Annotated in this window: 19 protein-coding genes; 10 read left to right on the forward strand and 9 right to left on the reverse strand. The window is 73.0% G+C overall.

All coding sequences use genetic code 11. The features are described from left to right. Positions 1–17: 17 nt before the first annotated feature. The 3 genes from ACIP82_RS21765 to ACIP82_RS21775 form a co-directional block, all read right to left on the reverse strand. A complete protein-coding gene (locus ACIP82_RS21765) occupies positions 18–350 on the reverse strand; it encodes a DUF6204 family protein (RefSeq protein ID WP_400655291.1) in 333 nt (110 codons plus the stop codon). Positions 351–474: 124 nt separating this feature from the next. Continuing rightward, entirely contained in the window at positions 475–2,148 is a 1,674-nt protein-coding gene (locus ACIP82_RS21770; protein WP_400655294.1) for an MFS transporter, read from the reverse strand. Positions 2,149–2,227: 79 nt separating this feature from the next. After that, positions 2,228–2,893: a TetR/AcrR family transcriptional regulator gene (locus ACIP82_RS21775; RefSeq protein WP_400655296.1), complete on the reverse strand. Its 666-nt coding sequence runs from the start codon at positions 2,891–2,893 to the stop codon at positions 2,228–2,230. A gap of 495 nt (positions 2,894–3,388) precedes the next feature. Between ACIP82_RS21775 and ACIP82_RS21780 the strand changes: the two genes are divergently transcribed. Further along, positions 3,389–5,023 (forward strand): ABC-F family ATP-binding cassette domain-containing protein, encoded by a 1,635-nt coding sequence (locus ACIP82_RS21780; RefSeq protein WP_363611562.1) that lies wholly within the window; start codon positions 3,389–3,391, stop codon positions 5,021–5,023. A gap of 315 nt (positions 5,024–5,338) precedes the next feature. Beyond that, on the forward strand, positions 5,339–5,851 hold the full coding sequence (locus ACIP82_RS21785) for an ATP-binding protein (protein WP_400655299.1): 513 nt from the start codon (positions 5,339–5,341) through the stop codon (positions 5,849–5,851). On the opposite strand, the gene ACIP82_RS21790 is transcribed toward ACIP82_RS21785, so the two are convergent. From ACIP82_RS21790 to ACIP82_RS21800, 3 genes are all read right to left on the reverse strand, one after another. Further along, entirely contained in the window at positions 5,827–6,321 is a 495-nt protein-coding gene (locus tag ACIP82_RS21790; RefSeq protein ID WP_400655517.1) for a hypothetical protein, read from the reverse strand. The two genes, ACIP82_RS21785 and ACIP82_RS21790, sit on opposite strands and share 25 nt — an antisense overlap. Positions 6,322–6,819: 498 nt before the next feature. Beyond that, complete coding sequence (locus tag ACIP82_RS21795) at positions 6,820–6,981, reverse strand: hypothetical protein (RefSeq protein WP_400655302.1); 162 nt, start codon at positions 6,979–6,981, stop codon at positions 6,820–6,822. A gap of 27 nt (positions 6,982–7,008) precedes the next feature. Then, complete coding sequence (locus ACIP82_RS21800) at positions 7,009–7,449, reverse strand: hypothetical protein (RefSeq protein WP_400655304.1); 441 nt, start codon at positions 7,447–7,449, stop codon at positions 7,009–7,011. Between the two features lie 62 nt (positions 7,450–7,511). Between ACIP82_RS21800 and ACIP82_RS21805 the strand changes: the two genes are divergently transcribed. The 8 genes from ACIP82_RS21805 to ACIP82_RS21840 all read left to right on the forward strand — a co-directional run bounded on the left by ACIP82_RS21805 (position 7,512) and on the right by ACIP82_RS21840 (position 20,840). Further along, positions 7,512–7,961, forward strand: a complete 450-nt coding sequence (locus tag ACIP82_RS21805; RefSeq protein WP_400655307.1) for a hypothetical protein — start codon at positions 7,512–7,514, stop codon at positions 7,959–7,961. Between the two features lie 1,047 nt (positions 7,962–9,008). Next, the gene (locus ACIP82_RS21810) at positions 9,009–10,658 is read left to right on the forward strand and encodes an acyclic terpene utilization AtuA family protein (RefSeq protein WP_400655519.1); all 1,650 of its coding nucleotides are present in this window, start codon (positions 9,009–9,011) and stop codon (positions 10,656–10,658) included. After that, a complete protein-coding gene (locus ACIP82_RS21815; RefSeq protein ID WP_400655309.1) occupies positions 10,655–12,253 on the forward strand; it encodes an acyl-CoA carboxylase subunit beta in 1,599 nt (532 codons plus the stop codon). Before ACIP82_RS21810 ends, ACIP82_RS21815 begins: the two co-directional genes overlap by 4 nt. A gap of 14 nt (positions 12,254–12,267) precedes the next feature. Continuing rightward, the gene (locus tag ACIP82_RS21820; RefSeq protein ID WP_400655521.1) at positions 12,268–14,205 is read left to right on the forward strand and encodes a biotin carboxylase N-terminal domain-containing protein; all 1,938 of its coding nucleotides are present in this window, start codon (positions 12,268–12,270) and stop codon (positions 14,203–14,205) included. 98 nt (positions 14,206–14,303) lie between these two features. Continuing rightward, positions 14,304–15,491, forward strand: a complete 1,188-nt coding sequence (locus tag ACIP82_RS21825) for an acyl-CoA dehydrogenase family protein (protein ID WP_400655311.1) — start codon at positions 14,304–14,306, stop codon at positions 15,489–15,491. 343 nt (positions 15,492–15,834) lie between these two features. Then, positions 15,835–17,418 (forward strand): 4-coumarate--CoA ligase family protein, encoded by a 1,584-nt coding sequence (locus tag ACIP82_RS21830; RefSeq protein ID WP_400655524.1) that lies wholly within the window; start codon positions 15,835–15,837, stop codon positions 17,416–17,418. Positions 17,419–17,571: 153 nt separating this feature from the next. Continuing rightward, entirely contained in the window at positions 17,572–18,222 is a 651-nt protein-coding gene (locus ACIP82_RS21835; protein ID WP_363609835.1) for a TetR/AcrR family transcriptional regulator, read from the forward strand. 152 nt (positions 18,223–18,374) lie between these two features. Beyond that, the gene (locus ACIP82_RS21840; RefSeq protein ID WP_363609837.1) at positions 18,375–20,840 is read left to right on the forward strand and encodes a SpoIIE family protein phosphatase; all 2,466 of its coding nucleotides are present in this window, start codon (positions 18,375–18,377) and stop codon (positions 20,838–20,840) included. 25 nt (positions 20,841–20,865) lie between these two features. Here the strand turns inward: ACIP82_RS21840 and ACIP82_RS21845 are convergent, their stop codons facing one another. From ACIP82_RS21845 to ACIP82_RS21855, 3 genes are all read right to left on the reverse strand, one after another. Next, positions 20,866–22,455 (reverse strand): MFS transporter, encoded by a 1,590-nt coding sequence (locus ACIP82_RS21845; protein WP_363609839.1) that lies wholly within the window; start codon positions 22,453–22,455, stop codon positions 20,866–20,868. 38 nt (positions 22,456–22,493) lie between these two features. Next, positions 22,494–23,051, reverse strand: coding sequence for a TetR/AcrR family transcriptional regulator (locus ACIP82_RS21850; RefSeq protein WP_400655314.1), 558 nt, complete (start codon positions 23,049–23,051; stop codon positions 22,494–22,496). 148 nt (positions 23,052–23,199) lie between these two features. Then, positions 23,200–23,592 (reverse strand): cell division protein SepF, encoded by a 393-nt coding sequence (locus ACIP82_RS21855; protein WP_400655316.1) that lies wholly within the window; start codon positions 23,590–23,592, stop codon positions 23,200–23,202. Between the last annotated feature and the right edge of the window lie 8 nt (positions 23,593–23,600).

Below are 23,600 nucleotides of genomic sequence, written 5' to 3' on the forward strand. Positions count from 1 at the left end.
GGCACCCGGCGGCCGGATCAGCGTCCCTTCCGCTTGATCTTGATGCTGTCGAGGTCGGTCGACCTCGATTTGAGGTCGCGGAAGCCGGCCCCCAGCCTGCGGACGGCCTCGGCGGTGAGCTTCTCCGCCTTCTCCAGGACGATCTCGGGCTTGTCCTCGGGGGTGGCCGGGACGAGGACGCGGAAGGTGAACGTCAGCAGGGCCCGGTCGTAGGTGACGGTGCCCTCCTCGGTGAACCTGGCCTTCATCAGGTCGTGTTCGTCGGCCTGGGCGAGCAGGGCGGCGCGCTGCTCGTCGTCGAGCGGGGCGAACTTGCCCTGGGTGATGACCTGGTAGGTCTTTCGGCTCATGAGCGCGGATCTCCAGACAGGGATTCGAGCGGCACCCGGCGCCACGGCGGTCGCCGGTGGCGTGAACCAATCGGGCGCTGCCGGGCGGAAGTTGGGGCGGTGGCGGCAGTCGGGCTGCCGTGGATCACGCCTCGGCCGGTCGGTGGGGCCGGTGCGGCAGCAGGAACAGCAGACAGGTGACCACGGCCAGACCGCCGGCCGCCCAGTACAGCGCCTCGCTGTAGGTGGCGACGAAGGTCCTGGCACGGATCTCGTCGAGCGCGCCGCCGATCGCGTCCTGGCTGCCCCGGTCGCTGGTCGCGGCGAGCGCGGTGCAACTGGCCGGAACCGCCGTGAGGTCGTCCTGGCCGAGCGAGTCGGTCGCGCAGGCCCGGATGCCGTCGGCCTGCTGGACGGAGACCGCCTGGACGGTCGGCACGACGCGGTCGGCCTGCGCCCCGACGTTGCCCGCCAGGGCGGAGAAGAAGATCCCGCCGATGACGGCGACACCCAGCGCGGCGCCGAGCTGGCCGGTGGCGTTGATGATGCCGGACGCGGCGCCCGCCTCCTGCGGCTTGACCTCACGGAGGATCAGGCCGGTGAGCGGGGCCATCAGCAGGCCCATGCCCGAGCCGAGCAGCAGCATGGACGGCGCGGCGTTCCAGGAGGTGATGCCCGTGCCCAGATGCTGCGCCACCCAGGCGTACGAGGCGACGCCGGCCGTCATCATCAGCGAGCCGGCCATCAGGCAGTACCGCCCGTACCGGGGGAACAGCGTGCGCACGGCGATGGTGCCGACGATCGGGACGCCGAGCGAGAACGGGATCGCGGTCAGGCCGGTGTGCAGCGCGGACCAGCCGAGGCCGCCCTGCAGATACAGCGTCCAGCTGAGGAAGAACCCCGCCGGTACGCAGCTGAAGAGCAGTTGGGTGCCGATGCCGGCGCCGAACGCGCGGACCTTGAACAGCGAGAGGATGACCAGCGGCGAGCCGTCCTTGCGGGTCTTGTGGCGCTCGTAGCAGACGAACAGCACGATGACCGGAACGGCGGCGACGAGCGAGACGACGCTCCACACGGGCCAGTCGAGCTCGCGCCCGAGCATGAGCGGCAGCATCAGCAGCAGCAGCCCGATGATCGCCAGCACCATGCCGACGGGATCCAGCCGCATCGCGTGCGGTGACTTCGATTCGCGCATCCACGCCCAGGCGCCGGCCAGCGCGGCCAGGCCGACCGGGAGGTTGACCACGAAGATGCTCCGCCAGCCGAGGCCCAGCGGGCTCCAGTCGACCAGGACACCGCCCAGGATCGGGCCGGCGACGATGGCCAGGCCGATCATGCCGGCGTAGAGGCTGACGACCCGGCCGATCTCCTGGGGCGCGAAGGTGACGTGGATGATCGCCAGCACCTGCGGCACCATGATCGCGGCGGCGAACCCCTGCAGGATCCGGGAGCCGACGAGCATCTCCGAGTTCTGGGCGACCGTGCACAGCGCGGACGCCGCGATGAACCCGGCGACGCCGGTCAGGAACATCCGCTTCCGGCCGAAGATGTCACCGAGCCGCCCGCCGGTGATCAGGATGACGGCGAAGCTCAGCGTGTAGCCGGCGGTCATCGCCTGGAGGGCCACGGCGGAGGCGCCGAGGTCCTGCTGGATGCTCGGGATCGCCACGGTGACGATGTTGACGTCGAGCAGGTCCATGAAGGTCGCGACCAGCAGGACGGTGAGCGCGAGCCACCGCCTGGGGTCGGGCGCGGGAGCGTCGGGTGAGACGGGTCGGCCGGTCTGGACCGGGCGCTCCGCTTGCCCTGCCTCGCTCATGGGTCTTCTCCGGTTTCCTGGTCGGTCGGGAGGCGGCCGGGTGCGGCCGGACCTCGGACGGGTGCGTCGGGCGCCCCGGTCACGGTGCCGGGGTGGAGTCCGGGGTGGAGTCCGGGGCGGCGGTCGCGGCGTTCCGGGCGAGGGAGGTCCACGACCGCATCAGGAGGTCCACCACGTCGACGACCGTGTCGGTACCGGTGTCGGCGGGGGAGAGCACGCGCTGGATGGACAGTCCGTCGTCCAGGGAGTGCAGGATGAGGGCCAGGAGTTCGACCGGCGCGGGCGGCGTCACCGAGCGGGCCGCGAAGCCCTGCTCCAGCGCCTGGGCGAACGCCGCGCGGGAGCGCCGCTCCCGGTCCGCCAGCACCGGCAGCAGCTCCGGGTCGCGCAGGCCGTAGAGCCAGAGCTCGGTGCGCAGGGCGAGCCAGCCGGCGAGGTTCCGGTCGCGCTCGCGGTGCCAGGCCCGCAGGTGCTCGATCGTCTCGTCGAAGGAGTCGGCCCGGAGGGTCATGGCCTGGACCTCCTCCAGCTCGTGCTGGGTCCGCTGTTCGAGCAGGGCCAGGACGAGTTCGTGCTTGCCCTCGAAGTTGCCGTAGAACGCGCCGCGGGTGTAGCCGGCGCGCTCGACGATCTGCTCGACCGACGTCCCGCTGACCCCGACCTCGGCGAACAATGCGGTTGCGGCACGCAGGAGCTGCTCGCGGGTGAGTTCCCGGCTCTCCTGCCGGGTGAGTCGTTTGGACATGGTGGGCGCCTCCTCTTACGGCCTGTCAGATACAGAACCGTATCTCAATACAGAGATGTATCTGAAACGCATTTCCCCGGTGGCCGACCACCTCCCGGGCGACCGGCCATACCGGCCATCCGCCCGAACGAGCGTGCCCACGCCCCTCCGCTTCGACTTCCCGCCGTGGTCCGTGCGCTCCCCGGACTGTCAACGAGGACCCGAAGAGGTTGCGCGGAGCGGGCAGTTGTCGATCGACGTCCCGTCATGCGCCTGCCCGTCCGACCTCCCGACGGCACGCTGTGCCTGCTACGCTGGACGTGACCTGCAGTCGTGTGATCGAGGAGTGGCAGACGTGGCGGGTGACGACGACATCTCCGGGTGAGATCCGGATCTGACGGCCACCGCCGGTGCTTCAGGAGCGCCGCCGAGGTGGTCCGTTTCGTCGTACCCCTTTCCCATGTCTGCCCGGGGCAGAAGTTCACGCCTGCCCTCAGTCCCTTCGAGGTCACTTCCATGTCCGACGCTGCCGTCGTCTGCTCGAACGTCTCCTTCGCCTGGCCCGACGACACCCCGGTCTTCCGCGACCTGTCCTTCACCGTGCCCGTCGGCCGGACCGGGCTGGTCGCCCCCAACGGCTCCGGCAAGAGCACCCTGCTCAAGCTGATCGCCGGCGAACTCAAGCCCGCCAGCGGCTCGTTGGCGGTCACCGGCAGGCTCGGTCACCTCCGCCAGAGCCTCCCCCTGACCACGGACCTCACCGTCGCCGAGGTGCTCGACATCGCCGGGATCGTCCGGGCCATCGACGCCGTGGAGTCGGGGGACGTCGACGAGCGGCACTTCACCACCATCGGCGACGACTGGGACATCGAGGAGCGCACCCGGGCCCAGCTCGACCGTCTCGGCCTGGCCGGCCTCGCCCTGGACCGCAGCCTGAGCACGCTCAGCGGCGGCCAGATCGTCTCCCTCGGCCTCGCCGCCCAACTGCTCAAGCGCCCGGACGTGTTGCTGCTCGACGAGCCGACCAACAACCTCGACGCGGAGGCCCGGCACAAGCTCTACGACGCGCTGGCGGACTTCAACGGCTGCCTGCTGCTGGTCAGCCACGACCGCGCGCTGCTCGACCGCATGCACCACATCGCCGAACTCGGCAACGGCGAACTGCGCTTCCACGGAGGAAACTTCACCATGTACGAGGAGGCGGTGCGGGCCGAACAGGAGGTCGCCGAGAAGAACGTCCGCAACGCCGAGCAGGAACTGAGGCGGGAGAAGCGGGAGATGCAGCAGGCCCGCGAACGCGCCGAGCGCCGCGCGAGCAACGCCGCCCGCAACCTCAAGAACGCCGGCCTGCCCCGCATCTTCGCCGGCACCATGAAGCGCGGCGCGCAGGAGTCCGCGGGCCGGGCCGGCCAGATGCACGCCACCCGGGTCGGCGACGCCAGGGCCCGGCTCGACGAGGCCGGGCGTGCCCTGCGCGAGGAGCAGCGCCTCGCCCTGGACCTGCCCGACACCCAGGTGCCCGCCGGGCGCAACCTCTTCCTCGGCGAGGGCCTGCAGGTCCGCCACGCCGGCCGACCCGTGTTCGCCGACGGCGGCGTCGACCTGAGCATCCGCGGGCCCGAGCGCATCGCGCTGACCGGGCCCAACGGCGCCGGGAAGAGCACCCTGCTGCGTCTGGTCACCGGCGACCTCACCCCGGACGGCGGGGAGATCAAGCGCAACGACGGCCGGATCGCCCACCTCTCGCAGCGCCTGGACCTGCTGGACCTCGACCGCACCGTGGCGGAGAACTTCGCCGCGTTCGCCCCCGAGCGGCCCGAGGCGGAGCGGATGAACCTGCTCGCCCGCTTCCTCTTCCGCGGCGCCCGGGCCCACCTGCCGGTCGGGGTGCTCTCCGGCGGCGAACGGCTGCGCGCCACCCTGGCCTGCGTGCTGTGCGCGGAGCCGGCCCCGCACCTGCTGCTGCTCGACGAGCCGACCAACAACCTCGACCTGGTCGGCGCGGGCCAGCTGGAGAGTGCCCTGAACTCCTACCGGGGCGCCTTCCTGGTGGTCAGTCACGACGAGCGGTTCCTCGCCGAGATCGGGGTCAACCGCTGGCTGCGGCTGGCCGACGGGACACTGAAGGAGACGGGAGCCCCCGCGGTGTGAGCCGCCGGCGTGTGACGCGGCCGGCCGGCACGAAGTCGCGGTGGTTCGGCGGTGAAGCCGGTGGACGTGGCACCTCGGGCGGACGCGCGAACTGACGAAATCGGGGACCTCGGGGCCGCCGGGAACGGTGTCGTACGCGGCTTCGCCGGGCCCGCGGCCGCGATCCGGCGGCCGTGCGCGACCTCGGGGCCGACCGACTCCGGACAGGCGCTCACGCACCCGCCCACGCCTTCGGCAAACATGTCCTGACCTGGTGTTTTCCTGGGATTCGCCTAGGCTGGGGGAGTTCTGCCGGACACCGTCGGAGGGGATATCGTGAGTGACGAAGCCATCAGGTACGACGCCAGCCACATCCAGGTGCCGGAGGGGACGGAAGCCGTTCGGAAGCGGCCCGGAATGTACGTCGGCTCGACCGGTGAACGCGGCCTGTGGCATCTGGTGTTCGAGGTCGCCGACCGGGCGGTGAACGAGGTCCTGGCCGGCCGCGCCGGCTGCGTCGACATCACTCTCACACCCGACGGCGGTGTGCGTGTCACCGACGACGGGCCGGGCGTCCCCATCGAGGACGCCCGGGACGTCGGCGACCCCGGCCTCGTAACCCTGCTGACCCGCATGCACGCCGGGGCGAAGCCCGGTGGCCGCCACGACGTGGCGTTCGGCTACGGCATGGGCCCCTTCGTCACCAACGCCCTGTCGAGCAGGCTGACGGCCGAGGTACGGCGCGAGGGGATCCGCTGGGTCCAGGAGCACTCACGCGGCGTCGCGCTCAGCGCTGCCCGGCTATGTGCCCGAGGTGGCCCAGCTCAGAACGGTTCGAAGCTTGGCTGAACGGGCCCGATCCCGTCCTCGGCGGCAAGCCCCTCCAGGTCCTCCGGCTCGAGGAACTCCAGCGCTTCTGGATCGACGCCGTGGTACGGGTCCACCTCGAAGAGCCGCTTCACGAAGGTGAGGGCGAAGCTCGAGAACGAGCCGTCGAAGGTCTCGCAGCCCTCCTCGTGGACCATGGTGACGATCTTCCAGCGGTCTGGGTCCGAGTCGCAAGGCAGGAAGAAGTGCTCGTCGCCGCCGTGGTCGTCCCCCCAAGAGATCAGCCCGCCTGGCTCGGGATGGAAGCCGTAGGGGAAGCGCTGGGAGTCGCCGCGGCCCAGGGCCCTGCGTCGACGTTCGGAGAACGTCTGATGAGTCTTGGTCATGCGCTCCAGAAGCGGGCTCGATCCGCGCGGGTGGAAGACCACGGGTTCGCCGGAGACGACCCCGCTGCCGTAGGCATCCAGGAAGGTCTTGAAGTCGCTGGGCAGAGCGGAGCCTACGTGCTGTTCAACGTCCCCCCCAGATGTCGGTGTCGGATACCTCCTGGGTGGGGGCGCCCAGGAGGGCTTGCAACTCGTCCAACGAGGACATGAACTGTTCCAAGGTCATTGCGATGGGGTCTGAGCTGTCACTTTATGAACACTCCCAGAAGAAGCGACCTTCGCGGTGATCGGGGCTGACGAAGGCGAAGCCGTATCCGTAGCCGAAGTTGAGGAAGTACGGATCGTCCTCGGCCTCACCACCGTCGCTGATCTTGAACAGGAACTGCCAAGGACCCTATGACACACCACTGACGAGCCGTGTCGTAAGGCTGTAACTCAGGTAGCTGGCGGCTTCTGGCCGGTTGTCCCATCCGCAAGATCGACCTCTGCGACCGGAAGTGCTAGTTGGCGGGCGGGTCCGTGGTTCGTGCCGGTGGTTGCACGAGCTGGAAGCGATAGTTGGCGGTCTTCGCGGCTATCGATTACGGAGAGTGAGACGGTCGCTCAGGTGAGGGTTGCGTCGACCTTTTGTGTCAGCTGCTGGGTGTAGTCGTCGAGGATCTTCCGCAGGGTTCCCCAGAAGCGGTTTCCTGCCGGGTTGTGGATATGCTCCAGAGCCGCATGCTGGGGCCATCCGGGGCCGATCAATGGCGGGTTCTTGGTCAACGGCGGCTCGAAGCAAGGAGCGAGGCCTCATTCGCTGCCTGTGATGGTGGTCCAGATGTGGGCGGACGCCGCGAGGTGGACGTCGCGGCCGGGATCGGTTGAGTGGTCGCCGTCGACGGGCGGCAACTGGGTCAGGATGGTGTGCCATTCGTCGGGTGGAAGGTGCCAGAGTGTGAGCCGGAGCCTGCGGTAGGGGCAGTCGACGGGCTCGGTCGTGCGGGCGATGTGCTGGGCGGGCGTTTCCGTCACCGGTTGACCGGTGTCGGGCCCGGCGGGCCCGGCGGTGAGGCGGGGGACGAGAGGGACGTAGGCGACCGTGCCAACGACCTCGGCGAGGGGCTGAGTCACGACGACGGCCGGCGCGACGGCGTAGGCGGCGGACAGCCGGGGCAGGGCGACGAGGGGGTTGCGGGTCGCGCCGGTGCCCTGCCCCTCCGTGGTGCGGCCACCGTTCGTATGCTGGTCCACAGGCGGTGGCGGCCTCCCCGGACCCCGGACGGTGCCGCGCGCCGCGGAAAGGGGACACGGACATGCGGAAGCGGAAGAGGCGCACGGCCTGGTCGCTCACCTACTTCCTGCTGGGCGGTGTGTGCCTGCTGATCGCCGTGGTGATGGCGACGGGCTTGGCGACGAAGAGGGCCGCGCGCGGGGTGGAACACCTGATCCCGGTCCTGATCCTCGGCGTCCCGGGTGCGGTGCTGACGTTCCGCGCGCCGGTGTTCGGCGTCTCCTACGGGCCGGCCGGGGTCAAGTACTCCGGGCTGCTCAGGGCGCGCTCCTACGTGTGGGCGGACATCCGGGAGGTGCGGGTGGCCGTCCTGGAGGGCACGGTCTACTCGTCCGACGTCCCGGAGCTGGTGCTGGCCTCCGGCGGGACGGACCAGCTGCACATGCTGGCGGGCCACGGCTCGGGCGGGACCAACAGGCGGGTCAAGCGGCTGGTGGCCGAGTTGGAGGCGGCGCGCGCGGCCGCGTCCTGACGCCGGTCGCTTCCACCGGCGGCGCGCGGCACCGGCAGGCTCCCGGTACCGGTTTCCCGACGGGCTCCCCGGGGCGCAGGCATCGGGCCATGGTGGGCTCGGAGCGCATGGCACGGCAGCGGTTGCCGGCCAGGCTCGGCGACAGATTTCGACCGGACTCATCCGCATCGGCTGACCTCACCCACCACCAGGAGGCCGCCACCGGAACATCCCGGTGGCGGCCTCCGCCGCGAACTCCGGACAACCGGCCCGCAGCCGTCGGCGTCGCGTCGGCGGACGCAGGGGGCACCGGTCGGGCGGTGAGTGCCTGCGGTCACAGCCCGTGTCCTCCTGTCGTGCTCGTGAGCCGGGACACGACAGCTGGAACCGGAAGGACATCGGGAGCCGGCGTTTCGTGGCCCACGGGACGCGCCTGTCGGCACCAGATGGCCTGGCTCTGCAACCCATCTGCGAGCCGATGGTGGCTGTGTGCTGTATGTGGGGGGCGGGGACATGGATCCCATTCCAGTCCCGAGCTGGATGCCGGGGACCTTCCACACCCGCCCCCATGGCCGCGAGTCCCTCGCGATCTCCGTCCGGCCCGACGCGAGGAGCCGTACAACGCGGGACCGACAAGGCAGCCTGATCGGGTACCAGCGCCCGCTTCGTCTCCTCGGTTGCAATTTGCCTGGCCAGGTTCCACATATCGCGTCCCGGCTCAGCTCGGCCGGCCCCGGAGACGATCGTGGTGAGAGTTCGCGTGCCGATGTGACAGTTATCGGGCTTCGGCACAGGTCACTCAACGTAGCGAGAGCGGGGAGGCGTCAGTTGGCGGTTCCAACCGCCACCTATCGGTTCCGGTCACAGCAACCAAAACCGTCGCAGTGGTGCGTTCCGCCGGAAAACAAGCAGGCGTGATTGCTTTTTCCTCCGGCCGGTGCCACGCTGCTGCCCGACGGCAGCCGTCAAGTCACCGGTAGAGGGGGCTCGTTCGTGCGATCGCGGGCGGTACTGCGGATCGGCAATGCCTCGGGCTTCTACGGCGACCGCTTCGCGGCCGTCCGGGAGATGCTCACCGGCGGGCCGCTGGACGTCCTGACCGGTGACTATCTGGCCGAGCTGACCATGCTCATCCTGGCCCGCGACCGGCTGAAGGATCCGTCGCTCGGCTACGCCAGGACCTTCCTGCGGCAGATGGAGGAGTGCCTCGGCCTGGCGCGCGAGCGCGGGGTCCGGATCGTGGTCAACGCGGGCGGGCTCAATCCGGCCCGACTGGCCTCCGCGCTGCGCGAACTGGCGCAACGTCAGGGAATCGACGTCGCCGTCGCCCATGTCGAGGGGGACGACCTGCTGCCGCGCCGGGCCGAACTCGGGCTCCCGGAGGGCCTGCTGGCCGCCAATGCCTACCTCGGCGGGTTCGGTATCGCCGCCTGCCTGAAGGCCGGTGCCGAGCTGGTGGTCACCGGGCGGGTCACCGACGCGGCGCTGGTCTCCGGCCCGGCGATCGCCCACTTCGGCTGGGAACCGGGCGACTTGGACGCACTCGCCGGGGCCGTCGTCGCCGGACATGTGCTGGAGTGCGGGGCACAGGCGACCGGCGGCAACTACGCGTTCTTCCGGGAGCACGATGTCACCCGGCCCGGCTTTCCGATCGCCGAGCTGCACGCCGACGGCTCCAGCGTCATCACCAAGCACCCGGGCACCGGCGGTGCCGTCACCACCGGCACCGTCACCGCCCAACTCCTCTACGAGACGGCCGGGGCGCGCTACCCCGGCCCGGACGTCACCGCCCGGCTGGACACCGTCCGGCTCCGCCAGGACGGTCCGGACCGGGTCCGGATCGACGGGGTGTGCGGCGAGCCGCCGCCCCCGACGCTCAAGGCGGGACTGAACCGGCTCGGCGGCCACCGCAACGAGGTGGTGTTCGTCCTCACCGGGCTGGACATCGAGGCCAAGGCCGCCCTGGTGCGGCGGCAGTTGGCGGACGCCCTGCCGCCGCAGGACCGCCCGGCCGAACTGCGCTGGACCCTCGCCCGCACCGACCATCCCGACGCCGCCACCGAGGAGACCGCCTCCGCGCTGCTGCGGCTCACCGCCCGGGACCGTGACCCGGCCAAGGTCGGCCGCGAACTCGGCAGGGCCACCGTCGAGTTGGGACTGGCCGGTTACCCCGGCTTCCACCTCACCGCCCCGCCCGGGCCGGGCTCGCCGTACGGGGTGTTCACGGCCGTGCCGGTCGCCGCGACGGCGGTCGAGCACACCGCCGTCCTGGCCGACGGCCGCCGGATCACCATTCCGCCCGCGCCCGTCACCCGCCCGGACGAATCCCCGTCGGACGAATCCCCGCCGGACGACACCCCGTCCGACCCGCCCCCCTGGTACGGCCCGACCAGGCGGGCCCCGCTCGGCCTGGTGGCCGGGGCCCGCAGCGGGGACAAGGGCGGCGACGCCAACGTCGGCGTCTGGGCCCGCGACGAGGCCGGCTGGCGCTGGCTCGCCCACACCCTCACCGTTCGCCGCCTGCGCGAACTCCTCCCCGAGACCGCCGGCCTGCCCGTCACCCGGCATCTGCTGCCCAACCTGCGCGCGCTCAACTTCACCGTCACCGGCCTGCTCGGCGAGGGCGTCGCCGCACAGGCGCGGTTCGACCCGCAGGCCAAGGCCCTGGGGGAGTGGCTGCGCTCCCGCCACCTCGACATCCCGGAGGCGCTGCTGTGACCGTCCTGCCCACCCACGTGGACCTGGCCGGCGCCGAGCACACCGGGCACCGCGCCGCGATGCTCGGCAAACTCGCCGACCTCGCCGCCGAACACGCCAAGGCGCTGGCCGGCGGCGGCCCCCGGTACGTCGAACGGCACCGCGCCCGCGGCAAGCTGCTGCCGCGCGAACGGATCGAGCTGCTGACCGACCGGGACGCGCCGTTCCTGGAACTCTCCCCGCTCGCCGCCTGGGGCAGCGACCACCCGGTGGGCGCCGCACTGGTCACCGGCGTCGGCGTGGTCGAGGGCGTCGAGTGCGTCATCACCGCCAACGACCCGACCGTGCGCGGCGGCGCCAGCAACCCCTGGACCCTGCGCAAGGCCCTGCGCGCCAACGAGATCGCCCTCACCAACCGCCTCCCGCTGGTCAACCTGGTCGAGTCCGGCGGGGCCGACCTGCCCAGCCAGAAGGAGATCTTCATCCCCGGCGGCGCGCTCTTCCGCGACCTCACCCGGCTCTCCGCCGCCGGAATCCCCACCGTCGCCGTCGTGTTCGGCAACTCCACGGCCGGCGGTGCCTATGTGCCGGGGATGTCCGACCACACCGTGCTGGTGAAGGAACGCGCCAAGGTCTTCCTCGGCGGCCCGCCGCTGGTGCGGATGGCCACCGGCGAGGAGTCCGACGACGAGTCGCTCGGCGGCGCCGAGATGCACGCCCGCACCTCCGGCCTCGCCGACCACTTCGCGGTGGACGAGCCGGACGCGCTGCGCCTCGCCCGCCGGATCGTCGCCCGGCTGAACCACCGCAAGCCCGGCCCCGACCCGGACCCGTCCGCCCCGCCGCCGGCGTACGACGAGGACGAACTGCTCGGCATCGTCCCCGGCGACCTCAAGGTGCCCTTCGACCCGCGCGAGGTGATCGCCCGGATCGTCGACGGTTCGGACTTCGACGAGTTCAAGCCGCTCTACGGCACCAGCCTCGCCACCGGCTGGGCCCGGCTGTTCGGCTACCCGGTCGGCATCCTGGCCAACGCGCAGGGCGTGCTGTTCAGTCAGGAGTCGCAGAAGGCCGCGCAGTTCATCCAGCTCGCCAACCAGCGCGACATCCCGCTGCTCTTCCTGCACAACACCACCGGCTACATGGTCGGCAGGGACTACGAGCAGGGCGGCATCATCAAGCACGGCGCGATGATGATCAACGCCGTCGCCAACTCCCGGGTGCCGCACCTCTCCGTGCTGATGGGCGCCTCCTACGGGGCCGGCCACTACGGCATGTGCGGCCGCGCCTACGAGCCGCGCTTCCTGTTCTCCTGGCCGAGCGCCAAGTCCGCGGTGATGGGCCCGCAGCAGCTCGCCGGCGTGCTGTCGATCGTCGCCCGGCAGTCGGCCGCCGCCAAGGGCCGGCCCTACGACGAGGACGCGGACGCCGCGGTCCGGGCGATGGTCGAGCAGCAGATCGAGGCGGAGTCGCTGCCGGTCTTCCTCTCCGGCCGGCTCTACGACGACGGGGTGATCGACCCGCGCGACACCCGGACGGTGCTCGGCCTCTGCCTCTCCGCGATCCACAACGCGCCCGTCGAAGGCGCGCGCGGCTACGGCGTCTTCCGGATGTGAGGGGTTCCACCGTGCTGATCACCCACCTGCTGGTCGCCAACCGGGGCGAGATCGCCCGCCGCGTCCTGCGGACCTGCCGCCACCTCGGGATCGCCACCACCGCGGTGTTCGCCGACCCGGACGCCGACGCCCCGCACACCCGCGAGGCCGACACCGCCGTCCGCCTCCCCGGCGCCGCGCCCGCCGACACCTATCTGCGCGGGGACCTGCTCGTCGCGGCCGCCCTCGCGGCCGGAGCCGACGCCGTGCACCCCGGCTACGGCTTCCTCTCCGAGGACGCGGAGTTCGCCCGGGCCGTCGTCGGCGCCGGCCTCACCTGGGTCGGGCCGCCCCCGGCCGCGATCGCCGCGATGGGCTCCAAGACCGCCGCCAAACGCCTGATGGCCGCCGCCGGGGTGCCCGTCCTCGACGCGCTCGCCGTGCCCACCGAGGCCGACCTCCCGCTGCTGGTCAAGGCTGCGGCCGGCGGCGGCGGACGAGGGATGCGGGTGGTCCGCCGGCTGGACGAGCTGGCGCCGGCGCTCGCCGCCGCCCGCGCCGAGGCGGCGAAGAGCTTCGGCTCCGACGAGGTGTTCTGCGAACGCTATCTGCCCACCGGCCGGCACGTCGAGGTCCAGCTGCTCGCCGACGCCCACGGCACCGTCTGGGCCGTCGGCGAACGCGACTGCTCGCTCCAGCGGCGCCACCAGAAGGTGATCGAGGAGACCCCGGCCCCCGGGCTCGACGACGCGACGCGCGCCGCCCTGCACGGCGCCGCCGTCACCGCCGCCCGGGCCATCGGCTACACCGGGGCCGGCACCGCCGAGTTCCTGCTCGCCCCCGACGGCCGGTTCCACTTCCTGGAGATGAACACCCGCCTCCAGGTCGAGCACCCCGTCACCGAGTGCGTCACCGGACTCGACCTGGTCGCCCTCCAACTGCGCGTCGCCGAGGGCGAACCGCTGCCCGCCCCGCACCCGCCCGCCCCGCGCGGCCACGCCATCGAGGCCCGCCTCTACGCGGAGGACCCGGCCCACGACTGGCAGCCCCGGACCGGCACCCTGCACCTCCTCGACATCCCCGGCGTCACCGCCGAGTTCACCACCGCGCCCGGCGACACCGGCCTGCGCCTGGACTCCGGCGTCGAGCCCGGCAGCAGCATCGGCGTCCACTACGACCCGCTGCTCGCCAAGGTCATCGCCTGGGCGCCCACCCGGGCCGCCGCCGCCCGCCGCCTCGCCGACGCGCTCACCCGTGCCCGGATCCACGGCCCGGCCACCAACCGGGACCTGCTCGGCGCGGCGCTGCGCCACCCCGGCTTCCTGGCCGGCCGGGTGCACACCGCCTTCCTCGCCGAACACACGGTGGCGCTCACCGCCGCCCCCGGGGCCGATCCGACGGCCGTCCTCGCCGCCGCGCTGGCCGACGCCGCCGCCGGCCGGGCCGGCCGCGCGCTGCCCTCCGGGTGGCGCAACCTGCCCTCCCAGCCGCAGAGCAGGCGTTACACCGCCGCCGACGGCACCGAGTACGAGGTGCGCTACCGGTTCGGCCGCACCGGGCTCGACGCCGAGGGGCACCCCGGCACCGTCCTGGTCCGCGCCGACCCCGACCGGGTCGTCCTCGACACCGGCGGCGTCCGGCGCGGCTACCGCGTCGCGCGCTACGGCGACCTGGCCCACGTCGACTCCCCGGCCGGCGCCACCGTGCTCACCGCCGTCGACCGCTTCCCCGACCCGGCCGTCCGGACCGACCCGGGCGCCCTCCTCGCCCCGATGCCCGGCACCGTCGTCCGCACCGCCGCCACCGTCGGCGACACCGTCACCGCCGGCCAGCCGCTGCTCTGGCTGGAGGCGATGAAGATGGAGCACCGGGTGACCGCCCCCGCCGACGGCACCCTCGCCGAGCTCCGCGTCGCCCCGGGCCAGCAGGTGGAACCCGGCACCCTGCTCGCCGTCGTGCGGCCGGCCCGCTGAGACCCGCGCCCGAGCACCCACCCCCGCGCGCCCACCACCCGCGCGCCCCACCCCGTTCGTCAACTCCCCGACGCCGCATCGCCCGGAAGGACCACCCCATGTCCGCACCGCGCACCGCCACCCCCGGCAGCCGACTGATCGAGACCCCCGAACGCGAGGCGCTGCGCCGGGCGGTGGCCGACCTCGGCCGCCGCTACGGCTCGCCGTACTACCTCGGCAAGGCCCGCGCGGGCCAGGCCCCCGACGAGCTCTGGGCGGAGGCCGGCAAAGCGGGCTACCTCGGCGTCAACCTGCCCGTCGAGTACGGCGGCGGGGGCGGCGGCATCACCGACCTGGCCATCGTCCTGGAGGAACTCGGCACCGCCGGATGCCCGTTGCTGCTGCTGATCGTCTCCCCGGCGATCTGCGGCACGGTGATCGCCCGCTACGGCACCGAGCCGCAGAAGCGGCAGTGGCTGCCCGGACTCTCCGACGGTACCCGGAAGATGGCCTTCGGCATCACCGAACCGGACGCCGGCTCCAACTCCCACCGCATCTCCACCGTCGCCCGCCGCGACGGCGAGGACTGGCTGCTCACCGGCCGCAAGGTGTTCGTCTCCGGCATCGACCACTGCGACGCCGTCCTGTTCGTCGCCCGCACCGAGGACGCGCGGACCGGCCGGCTCAGGCCCGCCCTGTTCGTCGTCCCGCGCGACACGCCCGGGTTTGATTACCGTCCGATCCCGATGGAACTCGTCGCTCCGGAAAAGCAGTTCCAGGTCTTCCTGGACGACGTGCGGCTCCCCGCCGAGGCCCTGGTCGGCGACGAGGACGCCGGGCTGTTCCAGCTCTTCGCCGGCCTCAACCCCGAGCGGATCATGACCGCCGCCTTCTCGCTCGGCCTCGCCCGTCAGGCCCTCGGCCGGGCCGTCGAGTACGCCAGGACACGGACCGTCTGGTCCACCCCGATCGGCGCCCACCAGGGCCTCGCCCACCCGCTCGCCCAGTGCGCGGTGGAGATCGAACTCGCCCGGCTGATGACCCAGAAGGCCGGCCGGCTCTACGACGAGGGCGAGGACGAAGCCGCAGGTGAGGCCGCCAACATGGCCAAGTACGCGGCCGGCGAGGCCGCCGCCAGGACGGTCGACCAGGCGGTGCAGACCCTCGGCGGCAACGGCCTCACCCAGGAGTACGGGCTGGGCGCCCTGCTGGCCGCCACCAGGGTCGGCCGGGTCGCCCCGGTCAGCCGGGAGATGGTGCTCAACTACGTCGCCCAGCACACCCTCGGCCTGCCCAAGTCCTACTGACGGCCCGCCTTCGAGCGACGGCGGGGACGACGGCCGGGCGGCGCGGCCGGGAGGGGCCCGCCCCGGCGCCGCCGGACCCCCCTCCTGACCAACCGTCATCTCCCCGCCGCCGAAAGCCGCCGAAAGCCGTCGGAAAGCAGCTGGGAAGCCGCCGAAAACCGGGGCGGCCGGCGGCCCCGGGCAGGCGCGTCACGTGCCGAGGCCCGCGCGGTTCGTCACAATGGCGTAGGGCGCGCGCACGCTCCGTAGGCTTCATGCCGTGCGCCCGGCCGGCCGGCCGCGCACCGGACCACCGGCCGGCCCTCCACCCCTGCGTCAACCATCCACCTGGAGGCACGCCTTGGTGTTCCGCAGTGAGTTCCCGGACGTCGGAATCGTCGATCTGCCCATCCACGACGCGGTACTGGGAGCCGCGGACCGCTTCGGGGAACTGCCGGCCCTGATCGACGGCATCACGGGGGAGACGGTCAGCCACGCCCGGCTCGGCGAGGCCGTGCGCCGGGTCGCCGCCGGGCTGGCCGCCGCGGGCGTCCGCAAGGGCGACGTGGTGGCACTGTTCAGCCCGAACACGATCGGCTACCCGATGGCCTTCTACGGTGCCACCCGGGCCGGAGCCACCGTGACCACCGTCTCCTCCCTCGCCACCCCCACCGAACTGGCCTCCCAACTGCGCGACAGCGGCGCCCGCTGGCTGGTCACCGTCTCGCCCTTCTTGTCCGTCGCCCGGCAGACCGCGCGGATGCTGGCCGCCGACGGCCGCCCGCTCGCCGAGATCATCGTCCTGGACGGCGCCGAGGGTCACCGCTCGCTGGCCGACCTGCTCGCCACCACCGGCCCCGCACCCGAGGTCGCCATCGACCCGGGCACCGACATCGCCGTCCTGCCCTACTCCAGCGGCACCACCGGCCTGCCCAAGGGCGTGATGCTCACCCACCGCTCGATCGCCACCAACCTCGCCCAGACCGACGCCCTCTACCGGCCCGCGGTCGGCGAGCGGACCCTCGCCGTCCTCCCCTTCTTCCACATCTACGGCCTCGCCGCGCTGCTCAACCAGCCGCTGCGCTGCGGCGCCACCGTCGTCGTGCTGCCCCGCTTCGAGCTGGAGCAGTTCTGCCGCACCATCGAGGAACAGCGCGTCCAGGCCCTGATCGTGGCCCCGCCGATCGCGATCGCCCTCGCCAAGCACCCGATGGTCGACCGCTTCGACCTCTCCTCGGTGCGGTACCTGCTCTGCGCGGCCGCCCCGCTGGACAACGAACTCGCCGACGCCTGCGCCAAGCGGCTCGGCCTGCCGCACCTCCTCCAGGGCTACGGCATGACCGAGCTGTCACCGGTCTCCCACATCGTCTCGCCCGACGAACGCGACCCCTCGCCGGGATCGGTCGGCCGGATGGTGCCCTCCACCGAGCTGCGGGTCGCCGCGCTGGACGGCACCGGCGCCGACCTCGGCCCCGGCGAGCCGGGGGAGCTGCTGATCCGCGGCCCGCAGGTGATGAAGGGGTACTTCGGCCGTCCCTCCGACACCGCCGCCACCGTCGACGCCGACGGCTGGCTGCACACCGGCGACATCGGCTACGTGGACGACCGCGGCTACCTCCACGTCGTCGACCGGGTCAAGGAGCTGATCAAGTACAAGGGCTACCAGGTCGCCCCCGCCGAGCTGGAGGCCCTGCTGCTCACCCATCCGCAGATCGCCGACGCCGCCGTGATCGGGGTGCCGGACGCCGACGGCACCGAGTGCCCCAAGGCCTTCGTGGTCCGCGCCCCCGGCAGCACGCTCACCGAGCAGGAGGTCACCGCCTTCGTGGCCGGCCGGGTCGCCCCCTACAAGAAGGTGCGCGTGGTCGAGTTCCTGGACACCGTCCCCAAGTCGGCGGCCGGCAAGATCCTCCGCCGCGAGCTGCGGGCCCGGGAGGCCGCCCGCTGACCGGCCGCGGCGGCCACCGGCCCGTCTGCGAGGATCGACCCCGCCCGCACCGGAGCACCGTGCCACCGGCGCGGGCAGGGGCACGGACCCCCGGGCCCGCCGCGCCACCGCACACCCGGCCCGCACCGCACCACGAGGGGACCGCCACCGCCGATGACCACCCGCCCGGCCGCCCGGCCCGCCGCCGCCCGCACACCCCACGCCCGCACACCCCAGCAGGACCGCAGCCGCGCCACCCGGCAGCGGCTGCTCTCCGCGGCCGTGGACTGCCTCGCCGAACTCGGCTGGCACGGCTCCACCGTCACCGTGGTCGCCGAACGCGCCGGAGTCTCGCGCGGCGCGGCCCAGCACCACTTCCCGACCCGGGAGGACCTCTTCACGGCGGCCGTCGAGCATGTCACCGCCGAGCGGCTGGCCGCCGTCCGCGCCCACGCGGACCGGCTGCCGGCCGCCGGCCCGGCCCGCACCGAGGCCGTCGTCGACATGATCGTCCGCCTCTACACCGGCCCGCTGTTCCGGGCCGCCCTGCACCTGTGGACCGCCGCCGCCACCGAGGAACCGCTGCGTGAGCGGATCATCGCCCTGGAGGGCCACGTCGGCCGCGAGGCCCACCGCGCCGCCGTCGAGTTCCTGGACGCCGACGAGACCGTCCCCGGCGTCCGGGAATCCGTGCAGGCCACCCTCGACCTCGCCCGCGGTCTCGGCCTGGCCAACCTGCTCACCGACGACCGCGCCAGACGATCCGGGGTGATCCGGCAGTGGGCGGGCGTTCTGGAGGGTACGCTGCGCCCGGTACGCCCATGACGCCCGTACACCCCGGCCCGTCCGGCCGGCCCCTGACCAAGGGGTCGCCGGGGGGCCGATGTCCGTGCAGTCTGGAGAAGAACCCCGGTCGGTACGGGACCGCATGGACCGCCCCCGGCCGGGAACGAGCCGAACCGGGGTGCTGCCTCATCATGCACGGACACGAGTGGGACGCGACCAACGCCGCCGGCCCCGCACCGGGCGGTGCCCCCACACGCCTCGACGGCCACCGGCTGGTCCCGCTCGCCACCGCGCTGCTCCAGGACGACGGACTGATCCTGCACTGGAGCGAGGACGCCGAGACCCTGCTCGGCTACACCGCCGAGGAGGCCGTCGGCAGCTACGCCGCCCGGCTGCTGGGCGACGACACCGACCGCCCCGAGATGCTCGCCCTGTTCGACCGGATCATGAGCGGCACCGGCTGGTCCGGCGTCTTCCCGGTCCGCCACCGCGACGGCCGCCTGCTCCAGCTGGAGTTCCGCACCTACCCGATCGCCGGCCCCGGCGGCACCCTGCTGATGCTCGCCACCGCCTCCGACACCCGGGCCCTGCACCAGATCGAGGCCGACCTCGCCGTCCTGGACGGCATCTTCGGGCAGTCCCCGATCGGCATGGCCGTCTACGACACCGAGCTGCGCTACGTCCGCCTCAACGAGGCCCTCGCCCGGATGAACGGCAGGTCCGTCGCCGAGCATCTCGGCCGCCGGATAGGCGCCGTCCTGCCCGGCATCAACAGCGCCGAGATCGAACAGATCATGAGACAGGTGCTCAGCACCGGCAGGCCGGTGGTCGACGCCCGCTCGCACGGCCGCGTCCCCGGCGACCCGCAGCGCGACCGGGCCTGGTCCGCCTCCTACTTCCGGCTGGAGGACTCCACCGGCCGGGTCTTCGGGGTCTGCTCCTCCATCATCGACGTCTCCGAACGCTTCCAGGCCGAGGCCCGCGCCGCCCGCGCGCAGGAACGCCTCGCCACCATCGCCGAGGCCACCGCCCGGATCGGCACCACCCTCGACCTCCAGCGCACCGCCGAGGAACTGATCGAGGCCGTCGTCCCGCGCTTCGCCGACTTCGCCACCGTGGACCTGCTGGAGCCCGTCCTGCGCGGCGCCGAGCCCGCCGCCATCCCGGCCGACCGCTCGGTCCAGCTGCGCGCCGTCGCCGTCGGCGAGTCCTACGAGTCCGGCCTCGCCCACGCCGTCGACACCGTCGGCGAGGTCTCCGAGTACGCCCCCGACCGCAACTACACCCAGTGCCTGCGCAGCGGCCGCCCGCTGCTGCGCGCCCAGGTGGACGAGGAGGTGCTGCGCGGCCTGGTCGCCACCGAGGAACGGGTCGCCCCCGGCATCGAGGCGGGCATCCACTCGTACCTGATGGTGCCGCTCACCGCCCGGGGCATGGTCCTCGGCGGCTCCGAGTTCATCCGCATGCGCAACTCCGAGCCGTTCACCGCCGCCGACGTCGCCCTCGCCGAGGAACTCGTCGCCCGCACCGCCCTCGCCATCGACAACGCCCGGCTCTACCGGCGTGAGCGCGAGACCGCGCTCACCCTCCAGCGCAGCCTGCTGCCGCAGGAGATCCACCGGACCCTCGGCCTGGAGATCGCCTACCGCTACCTGCCGAGCAGCGTGGTCAGCGAGGTCGGCGGCGACTGGTTCGACGTCGTCCCGCTCTCCTGCGGCCGGGTCGCCCTGGTGGTCGGCGACGTGATGGGCCACGGCATCCGGGCCGCCGCCACGATGGGCCAGCTGCGGACCGTCGCCCGTACCCTGGCCACCCTGGACATGCCGCCCGAGCAGGTCCTCACCCGCCTCGACGAGACGGCCTCCGGCATCGGCGAGAGCCAGTTCGCCACCTGTATCTGCGCGGTCTACGACCCGCTGGAACGCACCGTGCAGATCGCCTCGGCCGGCCATCTGCCCCCGGTCCGGGTCGCCCCCGACGGCACCGCCGACACGGTGGACGTCCCGCCCGGGGTCCCGCTCGGCGTCGGCGGCGTGGCCTTCGAGAGCACCGAGTTCACCCTCCCCGAGGGCGGCATGGTCGCCCTCTACACCGACGGCCTGGTCGAACGGCGCGGCCAGGACATCGACAAGGGCATCGACCGGCTCGCCCGCACCCTCTCCGGGCCGGGCCGCACCCTGGAGGAGAGCTGCGACGCCGTCCTCGGCGCCCTGGTCACCGACGGCACCGACGACGACATCGCGATGATCATGGCCCGGGTGCTGCCGCTGCCCGCCGACCGGGTCGCCACCCTCCCGCTCAGCGGCGGCGGCCGGCTGCCCGGCAAGGCCCGCCGGTTCACCCGCGCCACCCTCGCCGCCTGGGGCCTGACCGCGCTCGCCGACTACGCCGAGCTGCTGGTCAGCGAGCTGGTCACGAACGCCCTGCTGCACGCCGACGCCCCGCGCCGGCTGCGCCTCTTCCGCGACCGGGTGCTCACCGTCGAGGTCGCCGACACGGGCGGTCCGGCGCCCCAGCTGCGCCCGTTCGCGGAGCACGACGAGGGCGGGCGCGGCATGTTCCTGGTCAGCGAGCTGGCCCAGCGCTGGGGCACCCGGCTGACCAGGGACGGCAAGGTGGTCTGGGCGGAGCTGGAGCTGCCGTTCGGGACCTCCTAGGGGTTGCCGGACAGGCCCTCGCCGCTCAGCCGCGGGTCTTCGCGTGCGCCGTGCTCCGCGGCCCGGTCTGCTCACTGACCTGCTCACTGACCTGCCCGCCGGCCGTCGGCCGGTCGACCCCGCGCAGCAGCCGCCAGGCCAGCGCCGAGGCGGCCAGCAGCAGGGCGCCGGCCAGCAGCGCGGCGGTGTTCATGCCGTGCACGAAGGAGTCCCGGGCGCTCGCCAGCAGCGGCTCGGCCAGGGTCTGCGGCAGACCGTGCGCGGCTTCCACCGCGCCGCCCAGCGACTCGCCCGCCCGGGCGGCCGCCTCCGGGTCCGTCCCGGCCGGGACGGCCAGCCCGCCCGTGTAGAGCGAGGCGACCACCGAGCCGACCAGGGCGATGCCCAGCGCGGTGCCCAGCTCGTACGCCGTCTCGGAGACCGCCGACGCGGCGCCGGCCTTCTCGGCGGGCGCGGCGCCCAGCACCAGGTCGGCGCCGAGCGTGTAGACCACGCCCTCGGCGGTGCCGACGATCAGGAAGGCGGCGGCCAGCAGCAGGTAGGTGGTGTCCTGCTGTACCCAGCCGAGCAGGCCGATGCCGGTGCCCATCGCCAGCAGACCGAGGGTGAGCGCCGTCCGGGCGCCGGTGCGCCGGGCCAGCCGGGCGGTCAGCAGCCCGCCGACCACCGCGCCGGCGAAGGCCGGAAGCTCGGCCAGGCCCGCCTTCAGCGGCTCGTAGCCGCGCACCAGCTGCAGGTACTGCGAGGTCACGAAGACCACACCGGAGAGCCCGACCAGCGCGGTGAGCGAGGCCAGCACGGCGGCGGTGAAGCGGCGGTCGGCGAAGAGCCGGACGTCCAGCAGCGGGGTGTCCAGGCGCAGCTGGCGGCGGACGAAGACGGTCAGCGCGGCGGCGCCCAGGACGGCGGTGACGGGGACGTCCCAGCGGACCACACCGTGCGCGGCGGCCTCCTTGATCGCGTAGACCACGCCGATCACCCCGGCCAGCGAGAGCGCGACGCTCAGCACGTCCCAGCGGCCCGGCTTCGGGTCCTTCGACTCGGGCAGCAGCCGGCCGCCGAGCACCAGCAGCAGGACGACCACGGGGATGTTCAGCAGGAACACCGAGCCCCACCAGAAGTGCTCCAGCAGCACCCCGCCGACCACCGGGCCGAGCGCGGCGCCGGCGGTGGCGGCCGCACCCCAGATGCCGATGGCGGTGGCCCGCTCGCGGTCGTCGGGGAAGAGGCCGCGGATCAGCGACAGGGTGGAGGGCATGATCGTCGCCCCGGCCACGCCGAGCAGCGCGCGGGCCAGGATCAGCCAGCCGGGGCCGGGCGCGTAGGCGGCCAGCAGCGAGGCGGCGCCGAACGCGGCGGAGCCCGCGAGCAGCAGCTTCTTGCGCCCGATCCGGTCGCTCAGCGAGCCCATGCTGACCAGCAGGCCGGCCAGCACGAAGGAGTAGACGTCGCCGATCCAGAGCAGCTGGGTGCCGCTGGGGCGCAGCGTCTCGCTGATCGACGGGATGGCGAGGGAGAGGACGGTCGCGTCGACGGCGACCAGGGTGACGGCCAGGACGAGGACGGCGAGGCCGGTCCAGCGCTGGCGGGGGTGGGCGTGGACGGTGCTGCTCATGGGGTATCGGTTTCCGGTTTCCGGTCCGAGGTGCGTGGTCAGGAGTCGGTGGGACGGGTTCTCAGCGCGCCGCCGAGGAAGAGCTCGGCGAGCGAGAACGCGCCGTCGCGGGGGGCGAGCCGGCCGTCCTGGACGGCCCAGCCGACGCCGGCCACCAGGTCGAAGAAGGCCTCGCTGAGCCAGCCGGCGGAGAGCTCGACGCGGAACACGCCCTGCTGCTGGCCGCGGAGGAAGAGCGCGTGCAGCCGGGCGATCTGGGACTCCCAGAGTTCGTTGACGCTGTCGTCGTCGTAGAGCTGGTTCTCACCGGTGAGGAAGGCGCAGAGCGCGGCGTCCGGGACGATCGCGTCGACCAGGCGGCGCAGCGCGGCGTGCGCGTCGCCGTCCTCGACGGCGGCGGTGTCCAGCGCGGCGCCGAACTTCCGCAGGCCGAGCAGGCCGACCTCGCGGGTCAGCGCCTCCCGGCCGGGGAACAGCCGGTGCAGGGTGGCGCGGCTGATGCCAGCGGCGCGCGCGATCTCGTCCAGGTGGGCGGTCGGGCGGCGGGAGAGCACGCCGACGGCGGCTTCGAGGACGGTGTCGCGATCGGTGGCCATGGGGCAAGTGTAGGTCAGATGAGACATAGATGTCTCATTCGTTTCTTCTGTGCCTCAGATGAGGCCCCTGGGTCGGGGTGCGGCCTGGGTGAGGGCAGCAAAAAACCGGGGACGGCGATTGCCGTCCCCGGTCGCGGACCCTCGGGCGTCAGCTCTGGTTGTAGAACCCGGTGTCGTCCAGCGGCCGGTCGATCACCATGACCTCGACGTCCGACGGGGTGAGCAGGAACACCCGGCGGGCGATCCGCTCGATCCCGCCGCGGGTGCCGAAGATCAGCCCCGACGCGAAGTCGACCATCCGCTTGGCCTCGGCGTCGTCCATCTCGGTGAGGTCCATCACGACCGGGGTGCAGGCCCGGATGTGCTCCCCGACCGCCCTGGCGGCGTCGAAGCCGGTCGGCCGCAGGGAGACGATCTTCGTGGGGGCGGGGGAGGACGGCACCGTCTCCTGCTCGACCCACTCGTCGTCGTACACCGCGGCCGGGTAGTTCCCGGAGGGCATCAGCCACCCGTTGTGGTGCTCGTCGCGAAGTGCTCCCATGCCGCGCC

This window comes from Kitasatospora sp. NPDC088548 (genome assembly GCF_044753005.1).
Lineage (GTDB): Bacteria > Actinomycetota > Actinomycetes > Streptomycetales > Streptomycetaceae > Kitasatospora.

What these genes read in the sequence shown, in the direction of transcription:
- ACIP82_RS21765 (WP_400655291.1), bottom strand. Translation starts at nt 350, where the DNA reads ATGAGCCGAAAGACCTACCAGGTCATCACCCAGGGCAAGTTCGCCCCG.
- ACIP82_RS21770 (WP_400655294.1), bottom strand. Translation starts at nt 2,148, where the DNA reads ATGAGCGAGGCAGGGCAAGCGGAGCGCCCGGTCCAGACCGGCCGACCC.
- ACIP82_RS21775 (WP_400655296.1), bottom strand. Translation starts at nt 2,893, where the DNA reads ATGTCCAAACGACTCACCCGGCAGGAGAGCCGGGAACTCACCCGCGAG.
- ACIP82_RS21780 (WP_363611562.1), top strand. Translation starts at nt 3,389, where the DNA reads ATGTCCGACGCTGCCGTCGTCTGCTCGAACGTCTCCTTCGCCTGGCCC.
- ACIP82_RS21805 (WP_400655307.1), top strand. Translation starts at nt 7,512, where the DNA reads ATGCGGAAGCGGAAGAGGCGCACGGCCTGGTCGCTCACCTACTTCCTG.
- ACIP82_RS21810 (WP_400655519.1), top strand. Translation starts at nt 9,009, where the DNA reads ATGCTCACCGGCGGGCCGCTGGACGTCCTGACCGGTGACTATCTGGCC.
- ACIP82_RS21825 (WP_400655311.1), top strand. Translation starts at nt 14,304, where the DNA reads ATGTCCGCACCGCGCACCGCCACCCCCGGCAGCCGACTGATCGAGACC.
- ACIP82_RS21835 (WP_363609835.1), top strand. Translation starts at nt 17,572, where the DNA reads ATGACCACCCGCCCGGCCGCCCGGCCCGCCGCCGCCCGCACACCCCAC.
- ACIP82_RS21840 (WP_363609837.1), top strand. Translation starts at nt 18,375, where the DNA reads ATGCACGGACACGAGTGGGACGCGACCAACGCCGCCGGCCCCGCACCG.
- ACIP82_RS21845 (WP_363609839.1), bottom strand. Translation starts at nt 22,455, where the DNA reads ATGAGCAGCACCGTCCACGCCCACCCCCGCCAGCGCTGGACCGGCCTC.
- ACIP82_RS21850 (WP_400655314.1), bottom strand. Translation starts at nt 23,051, where the DNA reads ATGGCCACCGATCGCGACACCGTCCTCGAAGCCGCCGTCGGCGTGCTC.
- ACIP82_RS21855 (WP_400655316.1), bottom strand. Translation starts at nt 23,592, where the DNA reads ATGGGAGCACTTCGCGACGAGCACCACAACGGGTGGCTGATGCCCTCC.